The sequence below is a fragment of the Psychromonas algicola genome (assembly GCF_004378355.1).
In the GTDB taxonomy this organism is placed as follows: Bacteria; Pseudomonadota; Gammaproteobacteria; order Enterobacterales; family Psychromonadaceae; genus Psychromonas.
The window spans coordinates 1-16,351 of sequence record NZ_SNUB01000007.1 but is presented as its reverse complement, the minus strand read 5'-3'; the positions used below and the strand labels follow the sequence as shown (position 1 = coordinate 16,351).

The window sequence follows — 16,351 nt, the reverse complement described above, 5'->3', positions numbered from 1 at the left end:
CAGCATAACTACTTACACTTCTTATGCTAAAGTCTTATTATTGTAGTGTTCCACAGGAAATAAAATATGACTGTTTCATTTAATAAAAAAATAATAGTGCCGCTATTATTTATCGCAGGGTCTTTTTGGGTTGTTTCCATTTGGTGGGGATTAATGCCTTCAAGTTTTGATGTTAAAGCAAAAACACAAGCAATAGCATCAGCCTCAAATCATGACATTGTCCCAGGATATACAACGACAACCACGTTAATTGAACTAACGAGTTGGTTAGTTGATAAGCCCGGCGGCTTTCTATCTAATGATATGACACCCCCTGGAATAATAATGGACAATATGCCAGCTTTTGAATATGGCGTATTGGAGCAAGTACGCGACTTAGCTTTAGTCATGCGTTTAGATTTTAGTCGTTCGCAATCACAATCAACCGGTGATAAAGATTTAGAAATAGCACAAACTAAACTTAATATTTCTCACAAAAACTGGGTATTACCTAGCTCTGAAAGCGAATATAAAGATGCAATCTCTGCTTTAAAACGTTACCGAAATCGTCTCGTAAATAAAGATGAAACAGAGGCTCAATTTTACACCCGAGCAGATAACTTAAGTGATTGGTTACGTGAAGTAGAAAAACGTTTAGGTTCAGTTTCTCACCGTTTAAGCGCAAGCGTTGGACATGAACGTTATAATAATGAATTAGCAGGTGATGCCACTGCAAAACAAGCAACAGAAACAGCTGATGAAGTAGAAGTGAAAACAAATTGGTTCAAAATTGATGATGTATTTTATGAAAGCCGAGGCGCTACTTGGGCAATTTTGCATTTATTGAAAGCAGTTGAAATTGACTTCCAAGATGTATTAGAAAAGAAAAATGCCCAAATCAGCTTAAAGCAAATTATTCGAGACTTAGAAGCAACCCAACAAACCATTTGGAGCCCAATGGTCTTAAATGGCAGTGGATTTGGATTTTTAGCTAATCATTCCTTGGTGATGGCAAACTATGTTTCTCGTGCAAATGCAGCTTTAATTGATCTAAGACGCTTATTAGAGCAAGGATAAAGCAACTTTATTTACTGAATGTAATAGAAAGCAAAAAGCCGTGAACATTTATATATTCACGGCTTTTTAATATTTGCTTTACTAACTGTTTCGTTGCTTACAATTTACTAACCACAACATTTTTTATATTTTTTACCACTACCACAAACACAAGGTTCGTTACGGGCAGGTGTTTTTTCAAAACGTGTTGTTACAGGTTTATTAATTAACACGTCTAACTCAGTGGTATTTTCAGTTTGCTTCGCATCAACTGTGATCTCAGTAATTAAATCATGCTCTTTTGCAAGTGCTTTTATTTCTTCAGCACGCGCTTCAGTGTTGACTACAACTTGTAAAGGTAACTCTTCAGTACCTGCTTTCACGGCACGTTTTGTATTAAAACCATAACTTGAGTGCTTTGGCTTTTTCTCTTTTTTACCCTTAAAGAAAAATTTATCTGACATAATTAACCTTGTTTATTCATCGCCTATCATTTGGCGCACAGTGTACAGTATTACGACCTCAAATAACTATACAATTGGACGTCCACGATAAATTAAAATAGAAGGCAAAGCTAAACCAAAGCTTAAAGCCGTTAAAATGAATAAAGTTCGTAACCCATTCTCCATAACAATTTGCATTAACTCTAAGCTATATCCACCCGTATTAATTTCCATTAAACCAATCATCGCATTAAATGCAAAACTACCAGGGATCATTGGGATCACAGACGCAACCGTAAAAACAGGACGAGGAATAAGGTATTTACGCGACCAATACAATCCAACAAACCCCATACAAGCAGAAGCAAGGAAAGTAGACCACTCTATTGGCATACCAAAATGCATCAATAAAAACCGGAAGCTATGTGCAAAGGATCCACCAATCGCGCAGTAGATAAGCATTTTACGTGGAACATTAAACACCATTGCAAATCCCACTGCAGGGATCCATGCAAACCATGCATCAATTAAAAATAAGCTTAATACATTTAGAAAGTTATCCATTAGCGCATCCACCCTGAAATTCCCATCACTGTAATCGCAGCAACAATGCCAATTGAAACGCTAATAGCGAGTAAGGTTGCAAACACCCAACGAGCAATCCCCATATTAATATGCCCTTTCAGCATGTCCGATACGGCATTAATCAACGGAAAACCAGGTACAAGTAGCAGTACGCTTGCCGCCATTGCTATTTTAGGGTTTTCACCAATGTCATAAATCACTCCTAAACTGGTAATAATAGTGGCTAGAAAAGCCGCAGAAGCAAAATTAACAAAAGGATTGTGATGACGATGTGCTAATTCCTGTCGTAAAATCATCGCTAAACTTGAGGCCACAAATGTTGTCCAATAAACAGCTGTATCACCACCAAAGAAGTGACTGAAGCTGCCACAGGAAAAACCAATCATCAGCACCACTAACCAACGATTATGCTTATAAGGGACTAGACGCTTGAGTCGTTTTTTAACTTCTTTAACATGCAGAAGTTGTTTCTCAGCCATCACACAAATTCGTTGGACATCACACACCATTTGCATGTTGATACCTCGGTCATAACAACGTCTTGTTGTTGTTATGCATCGACCATCGTACAAACTGGTGATCACGATTGCATCAGGAGTAACAGAGAGTTCAATACTGTCGGCTCCTAACGCAAGCCCTAAACGTTGTGTTGTTTGTTCAATCAAACGACTTTCCGCGCCATGTTGATGTAATATTTGTCCAGCTAAGACGGCAACTCGTGTTACCTCTGTTTGTGCTTCTTCCGATAAAATCATCATTTAACCATTTTATAATTGTGATTCAGCGAGTTTTAAATCTAATGTTGCTTTAAGTAATTTAAAAAGCAATATTGCGGCATCAATTTCTTCTTTTCGATTAGTTAAACTTTCAATATTCAACCCTAATGGAATATTCAACGGCAATACAGCCTGTAAAATTTGTTCAAAATTATTGCGGCTAATTTGCAGTGACTCTTTTAAAGGATTATCAGCCCCTAAAATACGTAAAGATGTCGCTTCAGGAATAGAAATACCTAACCATTCAATAAACTCTAGGGTCTTAGCGCTACCACAGGGAGAAAAAGTTAGAATAATACGTTTAGGTTGTACACCTTGTTGTTTACATTCATTAGCATAGCGCGTTAATAAATCGATCGTTGCCTGTGCATTGTAAACGGCTTGTGAGATAAAAAAATCACATCCTTGTTTTTGCTTATGGCATAAACGAACATGCTCATCGCCTTTAGCAACATGACGTTCAGCAATAGTGACGCCCCCTAAATGAAAATCTTGCGGGTGAGAAGCTAACGCTTCATAGGCGTCGGCTAATGGTAATTTAATTTCTCCATCTGACGAAGGAGACCCCACTAAAACAATATCTCGCACAGAGAACTGATGCCATGCATCGGATAGCCATTTAGAAAAGTCTGCGGCATCACGTTGTGAAACACTTTTATAAGTGATAACTGGCTTGCCAACTTTATCGTGGATTATTTTTGAATATAAACGAGAATCATGAGTATATTTAAACGGAAAAGGACGAGGTTTATCTGTACGAGAGGTTTCATCTTGAATGTCATAAACAATTAACCCATCGTAATCAATTTCAGCGAGTCGCCCTAATAATTTATCGGCAATGCCCGCCACAAGTTCAAGATCAGTATCCTGCTTCGGTGGAGTGGTACCAATGAAATAAACGCCACGCTTGGGGTCAGTAGTCATACTTTTTAAATTAGAGCTGTACATAAACAAGATCCTAAACCATCACAAAAAATAAAATATAAAATTATCCCATATCTTGTACCTAATTGATATTAAGGAAATTGTAATTAAGTGATACTCTTAATATTATTCAAATTTAACGATTCAATTATGCTTACTCTTGAAAGAAGGACTGTCTATGGTTAAGCAATGTAATATTGAATTTTTTCACGTTATACTTCCATTTATTTAGATTATTAAAGTAGCCTTTATGCGTAATCCTCGTTTTTATGAACCACAACAACTATCGGAAAATACAAGTATCACTTTATCCGATGATGCCACTCAACATATTCGTGTGTTACGCTTAAATGTTGGCGACAATATCACTTTATTTAATGGTGAAGGTGGACAATATCTCGCACAACTCAGTGAAGTTCAAAAGCGAACCTGTCTGGCTAACATTATTTCCTTTCAGGAAACCAATAACGAAAGCCCGTTACACCTGCATTTAGGGCAAGTTATTTCTCGCGGTGATCGTATGGAGTTTGTGATACAAAAAGCCGTTGAATTAGGCGTTAATGAAATCACACCATTAGTCAGTGAACGTTGTGGTGTAAAACTCAACGCAGAACGAATGGCTAAAAAACAGCAGCAGTGGCAAAAAATAGCCATTGCAGCTTGTGAGCAATCAGGCAGAAACAGTGTTCCCGTTATTCATGCAACCCAAGCTTTAACAGAGTGGAGCGCATCTGATATTGATTGTTGCAAACTAACCTTGCATCCACGAGCAAAATATTCAATTAATACTTTACCGAATGATATTAATCACATTCGTTTACTAATAGGTCCAGAAGGTGGATTAAGTGACGATGAAATCAGTTTAACCGAATCATTGAGTTTCACAGAGACCTTATTAGGACCTCGAGTGTTACGAACAGAAACAGCAGCATTAACAGCCATTACCGCATTACAATGTCGTTTTGGTGATCTAGCCTAAGCTTTAACAAAGCGATAGTGACTTATACATTAAATACAGGAATAACATATGACCATTAAAATCGGTATAGTGATGGACCCCATCGCAGATATTAAAATTAAAAAAGACTCAAGTTTCGCCATGTTATTAGAAGCACAATCTCGCGGTTGGGAGCTTTACTATATGGAAATGCAAGATTTACATCTTGAAAATGGTCGTTGTTTTGCAACAAGTAAAAAGTTAACAGTGCAACGTGAAGAAGGTAACTTCTATCACCTAGAAGAAGCGGTAAGCCACCCTCTTTCAGATCTAGATGCGGTATTAATGCGCAAAGATCCTCCTTTTGATACAGAATATATTTACGCAACTTATTTATTAGAACGTGCGGAAGATGAAGGTTGTTTGATTGTGAATAAACCACAAAGCTTACGTGATGCAAACGAAAAGTTATTTACCGCTTGGTTCAGTGAATTTACACCAACAACGTTAGTAACACGTAGTGCAGAGAAAATACGCGCATTCCACCAGCAACATAAAGATGTCATTTTGAAGCCATTAGACGGCATGGGCGGCGCATCTATTTTCCGTATTAAAGAAAATGATAGTAATATTGGCGTAATCATTGAAACGCTAACAGAGCACCAACAACGCTATTGTATGGCACAAGCTTTTATTCCAGAAATTAAAGCGGGTGATAAACGTATCCTAATTGTTGATGGTGAGCCAATGCCTTACGCATTAGCGCGTATTCCAGCAAAAGGGGAAACTCGTGGTAACCTAGCAGCAGGTGGCACTGGCGTTGCTCAACCACTCTCAGAATCTGATTGGCATATTGCGAATACCATTGGTCCTAAATTAAAAGAAAAAGGACTAATATTTGTAGGTCTAGATGTCATTGGCGATAAAGTCACTGAAATTAATGTCACTAGCCCAACTTGTATACAAGAAATTGATAATGCATACGGCACTAACATTAGTGGTAAATTAATGGATGCCATTGAAAAACGAGTAACAAAATCGTAAACGATTGAATCCTTAGTTTAAAAATCAGTTTACAAGTTAATACACCATTTATCTTTTCCTCTTGATACTATAAATGGTGTTTATAAACTGATAATAAATGGAGAGTCACATGACAATAAATAAATCCAAAACCCCATTTGCTGATTCTGACATGGATTCGACGAACACAAGCACAAGCGAGCAAGAAAACACGGCAGCAGAAGTGATTAGCTCATTAAAAAATCATTTCTTAATTGCGATGCCATCATTGACTGATCCCTATTTCAAGCAATCTGTCGTGTATTTATGCGAACATGATGAACAAGGTGCAATGGGATTTATTGTTAATTACCCAGTTAAATTAACAGTACAAGAACTATTAAAGAATGCAGAAAGTATTGATCATGAGCCTAATCCACCACTTACAGAGGCAGTATTTTTAGGTGGCCCATTAGAAATGGATAGAGGCTTTGTATTGCATACACCCACTTTAAATAATTTTCAAAGCACGGTTCTTAACGAAAAATTAATGATGTCCAATTCCAATAAAATCTTATCTACCTTAGGTACCGAAGAAGCGCCAGAAAAATATATGGTAACTCTTGGATACGCTAGCTGGGATAAAGGACAACTTGAAGAAGAAATGAGTCAAAATCAATGGTTAACCATTGAGTGCGAAAACGATATTATTTTTAATACACCCATCGAACAACGTTGGAGCTCTTCATTACAACGCTTAGGTGTTGAACCATCACAATTAAGCAGCGATATAGGCCACGCATAATGAGCACTACAGAAATAACAAAAGCGCCTAACACCTTATTGGGTTTTGATTTTGGTACGAAGAGCATTGGTGTTGCCACAGGACAAATGATCACGGCAACGGCACAACCGATTGCAGCTATCAAAGCCAATGACGGCATTCCAAATTGGGATACAGTGGAAACAGTACTTAAAGAATGGAAACCAGACTTAGTGATTATTGGTTTACCATTAAATATGGATGGTACTGAACAGCCAATTACCCAACGCGCTAAAAAATTCGGTAATCGTTTAGCAGGTCGTTTTGGTGCAAAAATAGCTTTTCAAGATGAGCGCTTAACAACAGCTAGTGCCAAAGAATTCATTTTCGATAGAGGCGGTTATAAAGCGCTTGAAAAAGGAAAAATTGATAGTGTTTCAGCAGCCTTGATTTTAGAAAGTTGGATGGAGAGTTATCACCAATAAAGTTTTTATTAAAAATTAATCTAAATAAAGTCTCTTGATTGGTAACAAGTATAGGTGTAGATTCGAAACTTATGTATTTGAATCAACTTAGATTCATTTCTTTATTCAAAGGCAAAAATAATAAAAATGCAGCTTATTGAAATCAACCCAGAACGTTATCGAAAACGCTTAAACAAAGTCATCTTTGCGTGTATCGGCATATTAAGCATAGGCAGCCTATCAATTAGCCAATTATTAATTTTTCTATTCCCCTCTGCAGAAGGCACTCACTTTCATTGGAATTTATTAGGCGTAGTATTCACTGCCGCTCTTCTTCTGACAGCACTTGTTAAATTTAAGAAACACCCTTTTTTATATGAAACTAGTTATGTATGGGATTTAAAACAAACGCTAAATAGCATTAATCGTCGCATGAAAAAAATAGAAGCGGCTAGTCAAAAAGGCGATAAAACCGCTATCAATATTTTGCATTTTAGTTATTCAGGTTCGCGTCAACTTTGGGAATTAGATAACAACACGATAACCATCAATCATTTAACTAGTCTTGAAAACAAACTCAATGAGTTGGCTCAAAAACATCAAGTCACACTCGACATTAACCACTACAACAGCAACCAATTAGTGGAGTATTAACCCTATGCCTATTTTACATATTGAAGCTTTTTTAATTGCGATCACCATTTTAACCATCACCCCCGGATTAGATACGGCGCTCGTTATCAGAAACACAACCCGTGGTGGGGAAAAAGATGGCTTTGTCACCAACATAGGAATTTGTAGTGGCTTATTTTTCCATGCTTCTTTATCTGCTGTGGGAATTTCTTTATTGCTTTCCCAATCACCACAATTATTCCAAACCGTTAAGATGATTGGTGCCTTATATATTTTGTATTTAGGTGTGCAAGGATTAAGACAAAGCTTTCTCACTACAACAAAAAGCAAAGAAACAACCGATACAAAAGGGAGTTTTAACCTAATAAAAAGCTTTAGAGAAGGCTTATTATCTAACGCATTAAATCCTAAAACTGCGATTTTTTACTTAGCATTCTTACCACAATTTATTAATCCAGAATATTCAGCTTTTATGCAATCACTATTGATGGCAGCAATACACTTCGTCATTGCGATGTGTTGGCAAGCTTTTATTAGTCGCATGATAGTCACAGCTCAAAAACGCTTTGATGGTGGCAGAACGCAGCTAATAATGGAGCGTTTAACTGGCGTTGTATTGATAGGATTGGCCGTTAAATTATTAATGGAAAAGTAATGGTGACCTTACAAGGATTTATTATTGTTCCTCAAGAAGCATTAGAGATTATAAAGATAGAGTTAATTAACCATAAACGACTTACTTTACAGGAATCAGGTTGCATCACTTTTAGTGTGATACAGGATAGAAATAACTTCTGTAAATTTAATGTTTACGAAGAATTTATTGATCAAATCGCTTTCGAACAACATCAAGCAAGAGTTAAATCCTCTGATTGGGGTGAAGTCACTAAAGACGCTAAAAGACATTATAAAGTGACAGTAAGTGAATGATGACTAAAAATAGAATTCCATTTAACGATGAAAGAGATCTCATGAAAGAGTTTGAGCAGTTACTTAAAATAGCAAAACGTAAAACACAACTTGATAAAGGTAACTCGTGGTCAAATGGCGCTAAAACTTACTTGGCTGGTATTAAAGAAGAAGTTGATGAAGTAATAGAAGAACTTCCTAAATCGCGTCAATGTTATTTAGAAGATGAATTAGGCGATATTCTATGGGATTACCTTAATGTGCTAAGTGCATTAGAGGACGAGAAAGGCATTGATACCCAAGCCGTTTTAACAAGAGCTTGCCAAAAGTATGAAGAAAGAATATCAGGGATTGAATCCGGAAAGACATGGGCTGATATTAAAGAAAAACAAAAAATAGCATTAGCAAAAGAGCACAGTTCAAATACGTAGTTATATCTCAAAAAACTAATAATATATGAGCTAAACTATCTCACTCAAATAGTTCCAACCTTTTATTAAAACAATAGGGTATATTTTATTATGTATATAGGCAGAATTGTAAGTGTAGGTAAATCTGAAAATGGTCAATTAAGCGTTATGTATCGAGTTTCATCTCGTTCTTTTCCTAATCGAGAAATAGTGAAACTTATAGATACCTTTGCAGTAATGCCTAAGAAGGGTTACCACGAAGATGCCTACAAAAATCCTTATATTAGCTATAACTGTTGCCGAACAAATGAACGTTATGCAGTGGTTGCAAATGGCACACATGCAGACCCTATTTTTGAAAAATTATTAACGGGTATGGATATGAGAGATGCAATTGGCTCAGTACTTTTAGCTATGGATTATGAGCACGATCAATTATCCACACCAAGAATTGTAGCTATTACGGATAGAGCATCTGATAGTTGCGCTTTGGGTTCTATTCGACATGATGGCTTAAGCGTAGAAGTATTTCAATTACAACCTTCTGAATTCCGCTTTGTTTCAACTTATGAGAAATGTATCGTCAGTACAGAAAATGGTAGTAAAAATTTCTCACCTTTAAATGAGAAATCAGCAGCTCAATTCATTATCAATGGAAGTGTTTTCTCTGAGTTTGATAACCCTATTTCTGCCGTTGCTGCTCTTGCAAATACAAACGGATACAAAACAGCGGTTATAAACTTATAAAGCTCCATTCATTTATTTTGAAAAAAAATGATGTAAATAACTTAATAAAATAATGGAATTCCCTCAATGAATAAACTATTTATTATATTAATAATGTTGTATTCATCATTTTCTATTAGTGATGATTTTGACTGCAAATACGCAATGAATAGCATGCAAATTAGTTATTGTGCAGAGTTAGAATTAACAAAAGCTGAAGAAAAAATGGAGACTTACTTTATAAAGGCAAAGCAACATCACAGTGAAGATTTACAATTGATCACAGCAATTAATAAAGCACAGGATGCATGGTTAACTTATTCAGAAGCGCAATGTGGGGCTGTATATACTCGATTTCGTGACGGCTCAATTAGTGACCTAATGGAGATAAGTTGTAAAGAAAATTTAACGAAGAAACGTACCTATGAAATCTGGACAGATTATCTAACTTATATGGATGGAGAGGAAGAGCCGGTATTACCTGATCCACAAGAAATCAAATAAAATATAACGAATTTTAGATTACTTGAGTAGATCTAGATCTGTTAATAAATAAGTATAAAAGCACTCAAATGCTAGTTTCATTAAGCTTTGAGTGCCCTATTGCATTACTTTGGCTTATAAACCAGATTGCTTAATTAGTGTTGAAGTAAAGTACTTAGGATCACCCGTCACTTCTTCCAGTGCCCAACAAGGTAAAATAATATCTTTAAAGTGAAGATCTACTTTAGCTTTACCCACCATAGTGCCATCTTTATATTTATCTACAACCCAATCCACATCATCATAACGAATATACGTTCTTGTTTTTGTTATTGTTTTACCAACAAAATTAATTGCTAGTTTAGCAAAAGATAGCGGAACAGATAAACGTAACTCGTTACGTGCCATACCACCTAAAGAACGTGCACCTTTAAAAGTCAATTTACCCTTATTATTTCTAATACGCACTCGAACTGAACGAGACGCGCCATTGTATAAGTAACCTTGTAAAATCGTTTCTTCGAAAGTATCCAATTTCAAATTTTTAGCAGATTCAAATGCAGCCTCATTGACGAGGAATTTTCTTTCAATAGAAATAGCCATTAGTCGTTTCCTTGGTATATTTAGGTTGATAAGTAAACATATAACTCTAGCGAACATAATCGCCAAATGTTTTTAATATTTGAATGCCACAGGACAAAAGTCAGCAAAAGACACGCTAACCATAGCCTATTTATATCGCCGAGACTTTATTGTGAATCTGCTCTTCACATGCAAACATTAAATTAATAAATTATTTGTTAGAAATAAATCAGCATTTATTTAAATGCAGACCAAAGCCAATCAGATTGCATGTCACCCATTTATTGGATGCCAATAGTTCTTTTACTGCAAAAATCATGGTTCATCTGAAATAATAAGACGATTGCCGAAAAAAACAACTACTCGATGCTTAAACTTTTAACCCACCAAGATAAAATCATTTCGTTATCAACAAACTGAGAGAAGCAACAAGGAAATGGTTTTTTAAATATTATAAGAAAGTGCTTAACAGTGCTTCTTTCTTCTAAATACAACTTGCAACAAAATAAAACTGACACGTATATTTATATTTTACAGTAAACAAAACTAAGTGGTTTCTTATTAAAGAATTAATTTTTAAAATAGTTTATTCTCAAATCTATTAATACTATAAAATTATCTTAATAGAAGCTCATAAGCAGCGGTTTTTAAAAGCCAATTAATATAAACCTTAGACCTTGATTTAGATAAACTGAGATACCCTTGACTTTCATAATAATGCGAGTGTTCTATTAGCTGCAAATAAAAGGAATATTTTAAAAACAATAAGCTGTATATTCTATCCCTTAAAATATAAAAACAGAGAGCATAATGACAACAAATGCCCCAACAAAAATATCCTTCTTTGAGTTTCTAACGCCATTGATTAGTTCAGGTAAGAAAACGATTACAATTCGAGATAAAACAGAAAATAATTATGTAGTCGGATCTCAAGTTGAAGTTATTGCATTAGAAACGAACCAAAAAGTGTGTGACATCAAAATTGAATCCGTTAACCCCATTCAATTTAATGAAATTAATGACTTTCATGCCCAACAAGAAGCCATGTCATTACCAGCACTACAAAAATTAATTAAAGAAATTTATCCAAATACGGATGAGTTATTTGTTATTACATACCAATTAATCACTCACACTGTAACTAGCAATAATGGCTAATGAAGCAGAAAATAACGCGCTATTCCGTAAATATATAAAACAGAAAAGATAATGTTAATGTATTTAAGCTGTCGTTCAGTGTGCAACCAAGCACAGTAAATCCATATTAGACAAAATGGTAAACTGATAAACATAGTATATGGGTACCAATCTTGTATCGTCGCAATAGTACTGAAGATCCCTAATACCAAGGCAAACCATTTTAATTTCTGCTCTTGGTTTGCTAATTTTTGCATCGAAAATTTCATGGCATTCCTTATTTAGTTGCTTATTAGATATTACCGTGATGATACCTTGATACATAAAATAGAACTAATAAAGATGTTATTTGTCGGAATAATTCAATAACAATCACAATAAATAGCTTATTCATTTCACTGGCTAAAACAGCTAATCGTTAAAAGCAATTTGAATATGGCAGGAGAAACAATGAAAACATTAAAAGAGCAAACTGATGCTAAAATTGAAGCTGGCCGCAAAGGCAATCCAGAATTTATGCAAGGTGTAGACGATGTTATTAAACAAGCAAAAAACTTTCAACAAGGTGCAGAGGCGCTAATCATTGGACAACTTGCCCCTGACTTTAAATTACCAAACCCACAAGGAGAATTAACCGCTTTAAATGATCTATTAACAAATGGACCCGTTGTTGTAACTTTCTATCGAGGAAGTTGGTGCCCTTATTGCAATTTACAACTAAGAGCGTTACAAGCTCGTTTAGCTGATATTAAAGCATTAGGTGCAGAACTAGTCGCAATTAGTCCACAAGTGCCCGATGATTCTCTAACTGAAGATGAAATAAGTAATATGGATTTTATTGTTTTGTCGGATCAAAATGCAAACGTCGCAGCAAAATTTGGCGTTGCTTGGGAAGTACCTGAGTTTCTTTTAGAACATATGCGAGTAGATAGAGGGCTTGATCTTGAAAGCATTAACAATGGCAACACTAATATATTGCCTATTCCAGCAACCTTTATAATAGACAAGAACGCTAAAGTTGTTTGGCGTTTTGTGGATGTCGATTATCGTACCCGCTCCGAACCCGAAGAGATTATTCAAGCTTTACAACAACTCGTGTAAAGCAATTTAAATAAAAATGAATTGTTGTGAATAAAAGTAACAACAACTCATTGCTCATTTAAAACTTGTGGATTGTGAAGCCATTAGCAGAAGAAAGATAACTACAGTGGAGGATCTACCTTATCAGTGACTGAGGTATTCACCCTAAACCATCCCGCTATTGAATAACGATCTCGCTTGGCAGCCAACACTTCATGAGGAAATTCTTCACTTAAAAACGCAACGATTGTCCCTAATAAAGGAACCACTCTTGTGCCTTCTTTATCTCTATCATTTTTATATAATACCAATTCGCCGCCATCGCTGGCTAACCAATGACGATTAAAATATACAACTATAGATAATATTCGATTAGATTCACCTTTAAATGCATCGTAATGACGCTTGTAATAATCACCAGGTCTGTAATGTGCAAAATGACTTTCAAATGAAAATAACCCTAAAAATAAACGTCGATTTAGAAAGCTTTGTAAATTAGCAATCCAATTTAACCATTCTTTACCAGCGTTTGTTTCACCTGTTATCCAACTAATGGCATCAGTTCTTACAAATTCATTTTTTAAGTATTCCTTACCTCGGCCGATACCCGCTTCCTTAAATTTATATGACTCCATCGCTTGCTGATGCATATATAAAGTATTAATCAGCGCTTCAGGCATCGCTGTTGGTCTAATGCTGTATCCTTGTTGATTAATATCTTGTGCAATAAGCGTAAAAAGTGACTCATCAATAAAATGAGTTCCACCCGTTTCTTTGATTTTTTTAATGGCTTGCAAAAGGTTCGCCTTATTTTATTAAAACAGCTGCTTTATAAAAAATAATTAATACCAATTGTATTAAATAACTGCTCTAAATTTTACGCTAGAAAAATAGCTCAATGACTTATTATGATTGGCATAAAGTCCTTTTAAAGGAAACTTAAGAGCAGGAATAATGACTACAATGTAAGCTTTTTATCAAAAGGAATGAGATCGCATGGTGACACTTTTCTATAAAAAGAAAAGCTTTATTAAAGGCAAGATTAAAAATAAAAAAGCCAAGTTTATTATCCTTATAAACATGGCTTAAAAATGGCTTTGAATAACCAATGGATCAAGCTTGGTTAAGCAATTTTGCTAATGATTTAAATTCCTCACTAATTTTATCTCCAAACAAAGGATCCACATATTCGTGATGCTTCCATTGTTGTCTTAAACTTTCCCAATCATCTGGTGTTAAGCTTTTTTTAATGGCAGGTAATACTTTCTTCTCTTCATAATCTAGATGTTGCTGCTGTCTTGTAACAAACAACTCAAGCTTTTCAATAAATAACTCTTTTGGCACAATTGCATCTAATAACACCATATCGACCATATCATCGAGCTCTCTTGTGATCACTTTTAACTGTTGATGCTCATCACTTAAACGATTCGCAACTTGATCCGAAACCACTCGATACTTTAAATAATAAGCATAAATAAGATCTTCCATAGGATGATGATATTTATCTGCATATTTTTTAAGATACATAATGATCGCTTTAATCACTTTATAATCTATTTTTTTATCTTCTTTCAACAGGTTAACTTTATTACTTAAAACCTGTAATAACCCCATAATATTTTTATGATCTTGATGGATGCTTTCAATCATTTTGAGCTCCCTTCCTAAATTAAAAACAACATGGATGAATTATAATCAGAACTCGTTTAAAACCCCTGTACTAAATCAAATAAGTTTCATTTAATTTATTACCATTGAATAGGCGTTTTCTCTTGCTCAATTAATACCTGATTAGCTTTAGAGAAATGTTTGCAACCAAAAAATCCACGATAAGCTGATAATGGAGAAGGATGTACCGCTGTGAGAATATGATGTTTGTTCGTATCAATTAATGAAGATTTTTTAATGGCGTAACTCCCCCACAATAAAAAAATCACCCCCGTATTTTCTTCATTAATATGTCTAATCACATTATCACTAAATTGTTCCCACCCTTTTTTGGCATGACTGCCAGCTTTTGCTTTTTCAACAGTTAACACCGCATTAATAAGTAATACGCCCTGCGTTGCCCATTTTGTTAAATCACCGTTTTCAGGTATTTCAGACCAATTTAAATCATCAGCCAATTCTTTATAGATATTGCGTAAAGATGGAGGGAGCTTCATTGCATTAGGCACAGAAAAACTAAGTCCTTGCGCTTGCCCTTCTCCATGATAGGGATCCTGCCCTAAAATCACAATTTTAACGGCGTCTAAAGGCGTTAATGAAAAGGCATTAAAACGATTTTCTAACGCGGGATAAATAACTTTTCCGGCAGCAGATTCTTGCTCAAGAAATTGTTGTAATTTTTTAAAGTACGGTTGTTTTTGTTGTTGTTCTATAAAACTTGACCAAGACATCTTTGTTCACCACTGGAATTAATTTAAAAACAAAATATAACACACAAGCATTTGTTAAATATTCACCTTCACTTAACATTAATTTAACCAAGAAAAATGATTTGATCACTTTACTAGATCTCAGCAAAAACAAGCACTTGCAATATTGCATTGATATAGCTCAATATACAACCAAATAAACCATACAAATAATGTGTGAATATTGATTTACATCAACCAAAAGCGGTCATATAATCTTACGTAGATTAATTAAAAAGCTATATTAAGGAATGCTTTTTAAGAAGCTGTAATTTAATTACGTTTACCATTTTAACTAAAGTTAAGCGTTTTAATGACAGTAATTGTTTTTTAACTAACATTAAGGAAATCCCATGACTTTAGGTATCCAAATTACTAAATCTGATAACGCAGCACTACTAAACTCTTTCTGGTTATTAGATCAAGAAAATGCACAAGCACGTTGCCTATGTGTAAAAGATGACGCTTACGCTGAAGATCAAATTATCTCTTTAGCGGAACTAGGCGATATCGAATACAAAGAAGTCGCTGTTGAAGCGCCAGTTGCACAAGAAGGTGGACAACACCTAAACGTAAACGTATTACGTCGTGAAACATTACAAGATGCGATTGAACATCCAGAAAAATACCCACAATTAACAATTCGTGTATCAGGTTATGCAGTGCGTTTTAACTCATTAACAGCTGAACAAAAAGCTGACGTAATGGCACGTACTTTCACTGAAAAAATGTAATATTATTTAAGTAAAAACTCAAAAAAGGGAAGCCGATGCTTCTAATGCCTGTCAGTTAAGAACTGATGGGCATTTTTTTACCTTTTCTTTCTGCGTATCTTTTGGGTCTCGCTTTAACCATTCTTGGGTAACTTCTCTCTCGCCGTTCAGGCAAAACAAATGCTTCTGCCATATCTAATAAACAACCAATTACCTTCGGGATGTTTCCTGGTGAAACAAATGGCAACATGCATAGCTCTTGAATTATATAAGCCGATGCTCGGTTAAAACTAAGTTGGTATGGCATCACTCCTTTTAAGCTATGCGCC

General features: G+C 35.2%; 23 protein-coding genes and 1 pseudogene. 14 read left to right on the top strand and 10 right to left on the bottom strand.

The features are described from left to right. Window positions 1-66 precede the first annotated feature (66 nt). Window positions 67-1,056, top strand: coding sequence for a DUF2333 family protein (locus tag E2R67_RS05060; protein ID WP_134289840.1), 990 nt, complete (start codon window positions 67-69; stop codon window positions 1,054-1,056). Between the two features lie 107 nt (window positions 1,057-1,163). Here E2R67_RS05060 and E2R67_RS05055 read toward each other — a convergent pair whose 3' ends face one another. The 4 genes from E2R67_RS05055 to E2R67_RS05040 form a co-directional block, all read right to left on the bottom strand. Next, a complete protein-coding gene (locus tag E2R67_RS05055; RefSeq protein WP_134289839.1) occupies window positions 1,164-1,499 on the bottom strand; it encodes a PBPRA1643 family SWIM/SEC-C metal-binding motif protein in 336 nt (111 codons plus the stop codon). Between the two features lie 66 nt (window positions 1,500-1,565). Further along, window positions 1,566-2,042, bottom strand: coding sequence for a threonine/serine exporter family protein (locus E2R67_RS05050; RefSeq protein WP_134289838.1), 477 nt, complete (start codon window positions 2,040-2,042; stop codon window positions 1,566-1,568). Next, complete coding sequence (locus E2R67_RS05045) at window positions 2,042-2,818, bottom strand: threonine/serine exporter family protein (protein ID WP_134289837.1); 777 nt, start codon at window positions 2,816-2,818, stop codon at window positions 2,042-2,044. Before E2R67_RS05045 ends, E2R67_RS05050 begins: the two co-directional genes overlap by 1 nt. 12 nt (window positions 2,819-2,830) lie before the next feature. Then, a complete protein-coding gene (locus E2R67_RS05040) occupies window positions 2,831-3,787 on the bottom strand; it encodes a methylenetetrahydrofolate reductase (protein ID WP_134289836.1) in 957 nt (318 codons plus the stop codon). Window positions 3,788-4,013: 226 nt separating this feature from the next. On the opposite strand from E2R67_RS05040, the gene rsmE reads away from it, so the two are divergent. From rsmE to E2R67_RS04990, 10 genes are all read left to right on the top strand, one after another. After that, the gene (rsmE, locus tag E2R67_RS05035) at window positions 4,014-4,742 is read left to right on the top strand and encodes a 16S rRNA (uracil(1498)-N(3))-methyltransferase (RefSeq protein WP_134289835.1); all 729 of its coding nucleotides are present in this window, start codon (window positions 4,014-4,016) and stop codon (window positions 4,740-4,742) included. A 48-nt stretch (window positions 4,743-4,790) separates the two neighbouring features. Beyond that, a complete protein-coding gene (gshB, locus tag E2R67_RS05030; protein WP_134289834.1) occupies window positions 4,791-5,744 on the top strand; it encodes a glutathione synthase in 954 nt (317 codons plus the stop codon). A 109-nt stretch (window positions 5,745-5,853) separates the two neighbouring features. Continuing rightward, window positions 5,854-6,507: a YqgE/AlgH family protein gene (locus tag E2R67_RS05025; protein WP_243836959.1), complete on the top strand. Its 654-nt coding sequence runs from the start codon at window positions 5,854-5,856 to the stop codon at window positions 6,505-6,507. Then, window positions 6,507-6,950: a Holliday junction resolvase RuvX gene (gene ruvX / locus E2R67_RS05020; protein WP_134289833.1), complete on the top strand. Its 444-nt coding sequence runs from the start codon at window positions 6,507-6,509 to the stop codon at window positions 6,948-6,950. The genes E2R67_RS05025 and ruvX overlap by 1 nt, the downstream gene beginning before the upstream one ends. Window positions 6,951-7,076: 126 nt before the next feature. Continuing rightward, on the top strand, window positions 7,077-7,583 hold the full coding sequence (locus tag E2R67_RS05015; protein ID WP_134289832.1) for a DUF3087 domain-containing protein: 507 nt from the start codon (window positions 7,077-7,079) through the stop codon (window positions 7,581-7,583). A gap of 4 nt (window positions 7,584-7,587) precedes the next feature. After that, the gene (locus tag E2R67_RS05010; RefSeq protein ID WP_134289831.1) at window positions 7,588-8,217 is read left to right on the top strand and encodes a LysE family translocator; all 630 of its coding nucleotides are present in this window, start codon (window positions 7,588-7,590) and stop codon (window positions 8,215-8,217) included. Beyond that, the gene (locus tag E2R67_RS05005; RefSeq protein ID WP_134289830.1) at window positions 8,217-8,492 is read left to right on the top strand and encodes a putative quinol monooxygenase; all 276 of its coding nucleotides are present in this window, start codon (window positions 8,217-8,219) and stop codon (window positions 8,490-8,492) included. Before E2R67_RS05010 ends, E2R67_RS05005 begins: the two co-directional genes overlap by 1 nt. Before the next feature lie 41 nt (window positions 8,493-8,533). Next, window positions 8,534-8,902, top strand: coding sequence for a MazG nucleotide pyrophosphohydrolase domain-containing protein (locus tag E2R67_RS05000; protein WP_134289829.1), 369 nt, complete (start codon window positions 8,534-8,536; stop codon window positions 8,900-8,902). A gap of 90 nt (window positions 8,903-8,992) precedes the next feature. Beyond that, window positions 8,993-9,628 carry an IMP cyclohydrolase gene (locus E2R67_RS04995; RefSeq protein ID WP_134289828.1) on the top strand — a complete coding sequence of 212 codons (636 nt, stop codon included), beginning with the start codon at window positions 8,993-8,995 and terminating at the stop codon, window positions 9,626-9,628. A 66-nt stretch (window positions 9,629-9,694) separates the two neighbouring features. Next, entirely contained in the window at window positions 9,695-10,111 is a 417-nt protein-coding gene (locus tag E2R67_RS04990; protein ID WP_134289827.1) for a lysozyme inhibitor LprI family protein, read from the top strand. Window positions 10,112-10,225: 114 nt separating this feature from the next. Here E2R67_RS04990 and E2R67_RS04985 read toward each other — a convergent pair whose 3' ends face one another. Continuing rightward, window positions 10,226-10,693, bottom strand: coding sequence for a CYTH domain-containing protein (locus E2R67_RS04985; protein WP_166739315.1), 468 nt, complete (start codon window positions 10,691-10,693; stop codon window positions 10,226-10,228). Between the two features lie 789 nt (window positions 10,694-11,482). Here E2R67_RS04985 and yqfB point away from each other — a divergent pair. Next, entirely contained in the window at window positions 11,483-11,830 is a 348-nt protein-coding gene (yqfB, locus tag E2R67_RS04980; RefSeq protein WP_134289825.1) for a N(4)-acetylcytidine aminohydrolase, read from the top strand. Here yqfB and E2R67_RS04975 read toward each other — a convergent pair. Continuing rightward, window positions 11,827-12,078 carry a hypothetical protein gene (locus tag E2R67_RS04975; RefSeq protein WP_208379463.1) on the bottom strand — a complete coding sequence of 84 codons (252 nt, stop codon included), beginning with the start codon at window positions 12,076-12,078 and terminating at the stop codon, window positions 11,827-11,829. The genes yqfB and E2R67_RS04975 overlap by 4 nt on opposite strands. 181 nt (window positions 12,079-12,259) lie before the next feature. Here E2R67_RS04975 and E2R67_RS04970 point away from each other — a divergent pair, with 181 nt between their 5' ends. Further along, complete coding sequence (locus E2R67_RS04970) at window positions 12,260-12,910, top strand: peroxiredoxin-like family protein (RefSeq protein WP_243836958.1); 651 nt, start codon at window positions 12,260-12,262, stop codon at window positions 12,908-12,910. A gap of 101 nt (window positions 12,911-13,011) precedes the next feature. Here E2R67_RS04970 and E2R67_RS04965 read toward each other — a convergent pair whose 3' ends face one another. The 3 genes from E2R67_RS04965 to ung form a co-directional block, all read right to left on the bottom strand. Beyond that, window positions 13,012-13,686, bottom strand: a complete 675-nt coding sequence (locus tag E2R67_RS04965) for a 2OG-Fe(II) oxygenase (RefSeq protein ID WP_134289823.1) — start codon at window positions 13,684-13,686, stop codon at window positions 13,012-13,014. A 316-nt stretch (window positions 13,687-14,002) separates the two neighbouring features. Next, entirely contained in the window at window positions 14,003-14,542 is a 540-nt protein-coding gene (locus E2R67_RS04960) for a hemerythrin domain-containing protein (RefSeq protein ID WP_134289822.1), read from the bottom strand. A gap of 98 nt (window positions 14,543-14,640) precedes the next feature. Further along, window positions 14,641-15,291 carry a uracil-DNA glycosylase gene (gene ung, locus E2R67_RS04955; protein WP_134289821.1) on the bottom strand — a complete coding sequence of 217 codons (651 nt, stop codon included), beginning with the start codon at window positions 15,289-15,291 and terminating at the stop codon, window positions 14,641-14,643. A gap of 371 nt (window positions 15,292-15,662) precedes the next feature. Between ung and grcA the strand changes: the two genes are divergently transcribed. Continuing rightward, window positions 15,663-16,043, top strand: coding sequence for an autonomous glycyl radical cofactor GrcA (gene grcA, locus E2R67_RS04950; protein WP_134289820.1), 381 nt, complete (start codon window positions 15,663-15,665; stop codon window positions 16,041-16,043). Window positions 16,044-16,098: 55 nt separating this feature from the next. On the opposite strand, the pseudogene E2R67_RS16600 reads toward grcA, so the two are convergent. Beyond that, a pseudogene (locus E2R67_RS16600) lies at window positions 16,099-16,351 on the bottom strand (IS4 family transposase); the annotation flags it as partial.

Coding starts and splice junctions, on each gene's coding strand:
- E2R67_RS05060 (WP_134289840.1), top strand. CDS start 67: ATGACTGTTTCATTTAATAAAAAAATAATAGTGCCGCTATTATTTATC.
- E2R67_RS05055 (WP_134289839.1), bottom strand. CDS start 1,499: ATGTCAGATAAATTTTTCTTTAAGGGTAAAAAAGAGAAAAAGCCAAAG.
- E2R67_RS05050 (WP_134289838.1), bottom strand. CDS start 2,042: ATGGATAACTTTCTAAATGTATTAAGCTTATTTTTAATTGATGCATGG.
- E2R67_RS05045 (WP_134289837.1), bottom strand. CDS start 2,818: ATGATTTTATCGGAAGAAGCACAAACAGAGGTAACACGAGTTGCCGTC.
- E2R67_RS05040 (WP_134289836.1), bottom strand. CDS start 3,787: ATGTACAGCTCTAATTTAAAAAGTATGACTACTGACCCCAAGCGTGGC.
- rsmE (WP_134289835.1), top strand. CDS start 4,014: ATGCGTAATCCTCGTTTTTATGAACCACAACAACTATCGGAAAATACA.
- gshB (WP_134289834.1), top strand. CDS start 4,791: ATGACCATTAAAATCGGTATAGTGATGGACCCCATCGCAGATATTAAA.
- E2R67_RS05025 (WP_243836959.1), top strand. CDS start 5,854: ATGACAATAAATAAATCCAAAACCCCATTTGCTGATTCTGACATGGAT.
- ruvX (WP_134289833.1), top strand. CDS start 6,507: ATGAGCACTACAGAAATAACAAAAGCGCCTAACACCTTATTGGGTTTT.
- E2R67_RS05015 (WP_134289832.1), top strand. CDS start 7,077: ATGCAGCTTATTGAAATCAACCCAGAACGTTATCGAAAACGCTTAAAC.
- E2R67_RS05010 (WP_134289831.1), top strand. CDS start 7,588: ATGCCTATTTTACATATTGAAGCTTTTTTAATTGCGATCACCATTTTA.
- E2R67_RS05005 (WP_134289830.1), top strand. CDS start 8,217: ATGGTGACCTTACAAGGATTTATTATTGTTCCTCAAGAAGCATTAGAG.
- E2R67_RS05000 (WP_134289829.1), top strand. CDS start 8,534: ATGAAAGAGTTTGAGCAGTTACTTAAAATAGCAAAACGTAAAACACAA.
- E2R67_RS04995 (WP_134289828.1), top strand. CDS start 8,993: ATGTATATAGGCAGAATTGTAAGTGTAGGTAAATCTGAAAATGGTCAA.
- E2R67_RS04990 (WP_134289827.1), top strand. CDS start 9,695: ATGAATAAACTATTTATTATATTAATAATGTTGTATTCATCATTTTCT.
- E2R67_RS04985 (WP_166739315.1), bottom strand. CDS start 10,693: ATGGCTATTTCTATTGAAAGAAAATTCCTCGTCAATGAGGCTGCATTT.
- yqfB (WP_134289825.1), top strand. CDS start 11,483: ATGACAACAAATGCCCCAACAAAAATATCCTTCTTTGAGTTTCTAACG.
- E2R67_RS04975 (WP_208379463.1), bottom strand. CDS start 12,078: ATGAAATTTTCGATGCAAAAATTAGCAAACCAAGAGCAGAAATTAAAA.
- E2R67_RS04970 (WP_243836958.1), top strand. CDS start 12,260: ATGAAAACATTAAAAGAGCAAACTGATGCTAAAATTGAAGCTGGCCGC.
- E2R67_RS04960 (WP_134289822.1), bottom strand. CDS start 14,542: ATGATTGAAAGCATCCATCAAGATCATAAAAATATTATGGGGTTATTA.
- ung (WP_134289821.1), bottom strand. CDS start 15,291: ATGTCTTGGTCAAGTTTTATAGAACAACAACAAAAACAACCGTACTTT.
- grcA (WP_134289820.1), top strand. CDS start 15,663: ATGACTTTAGGTATCCAAATTACTAAATCTGATAACGCAGCACTACTA.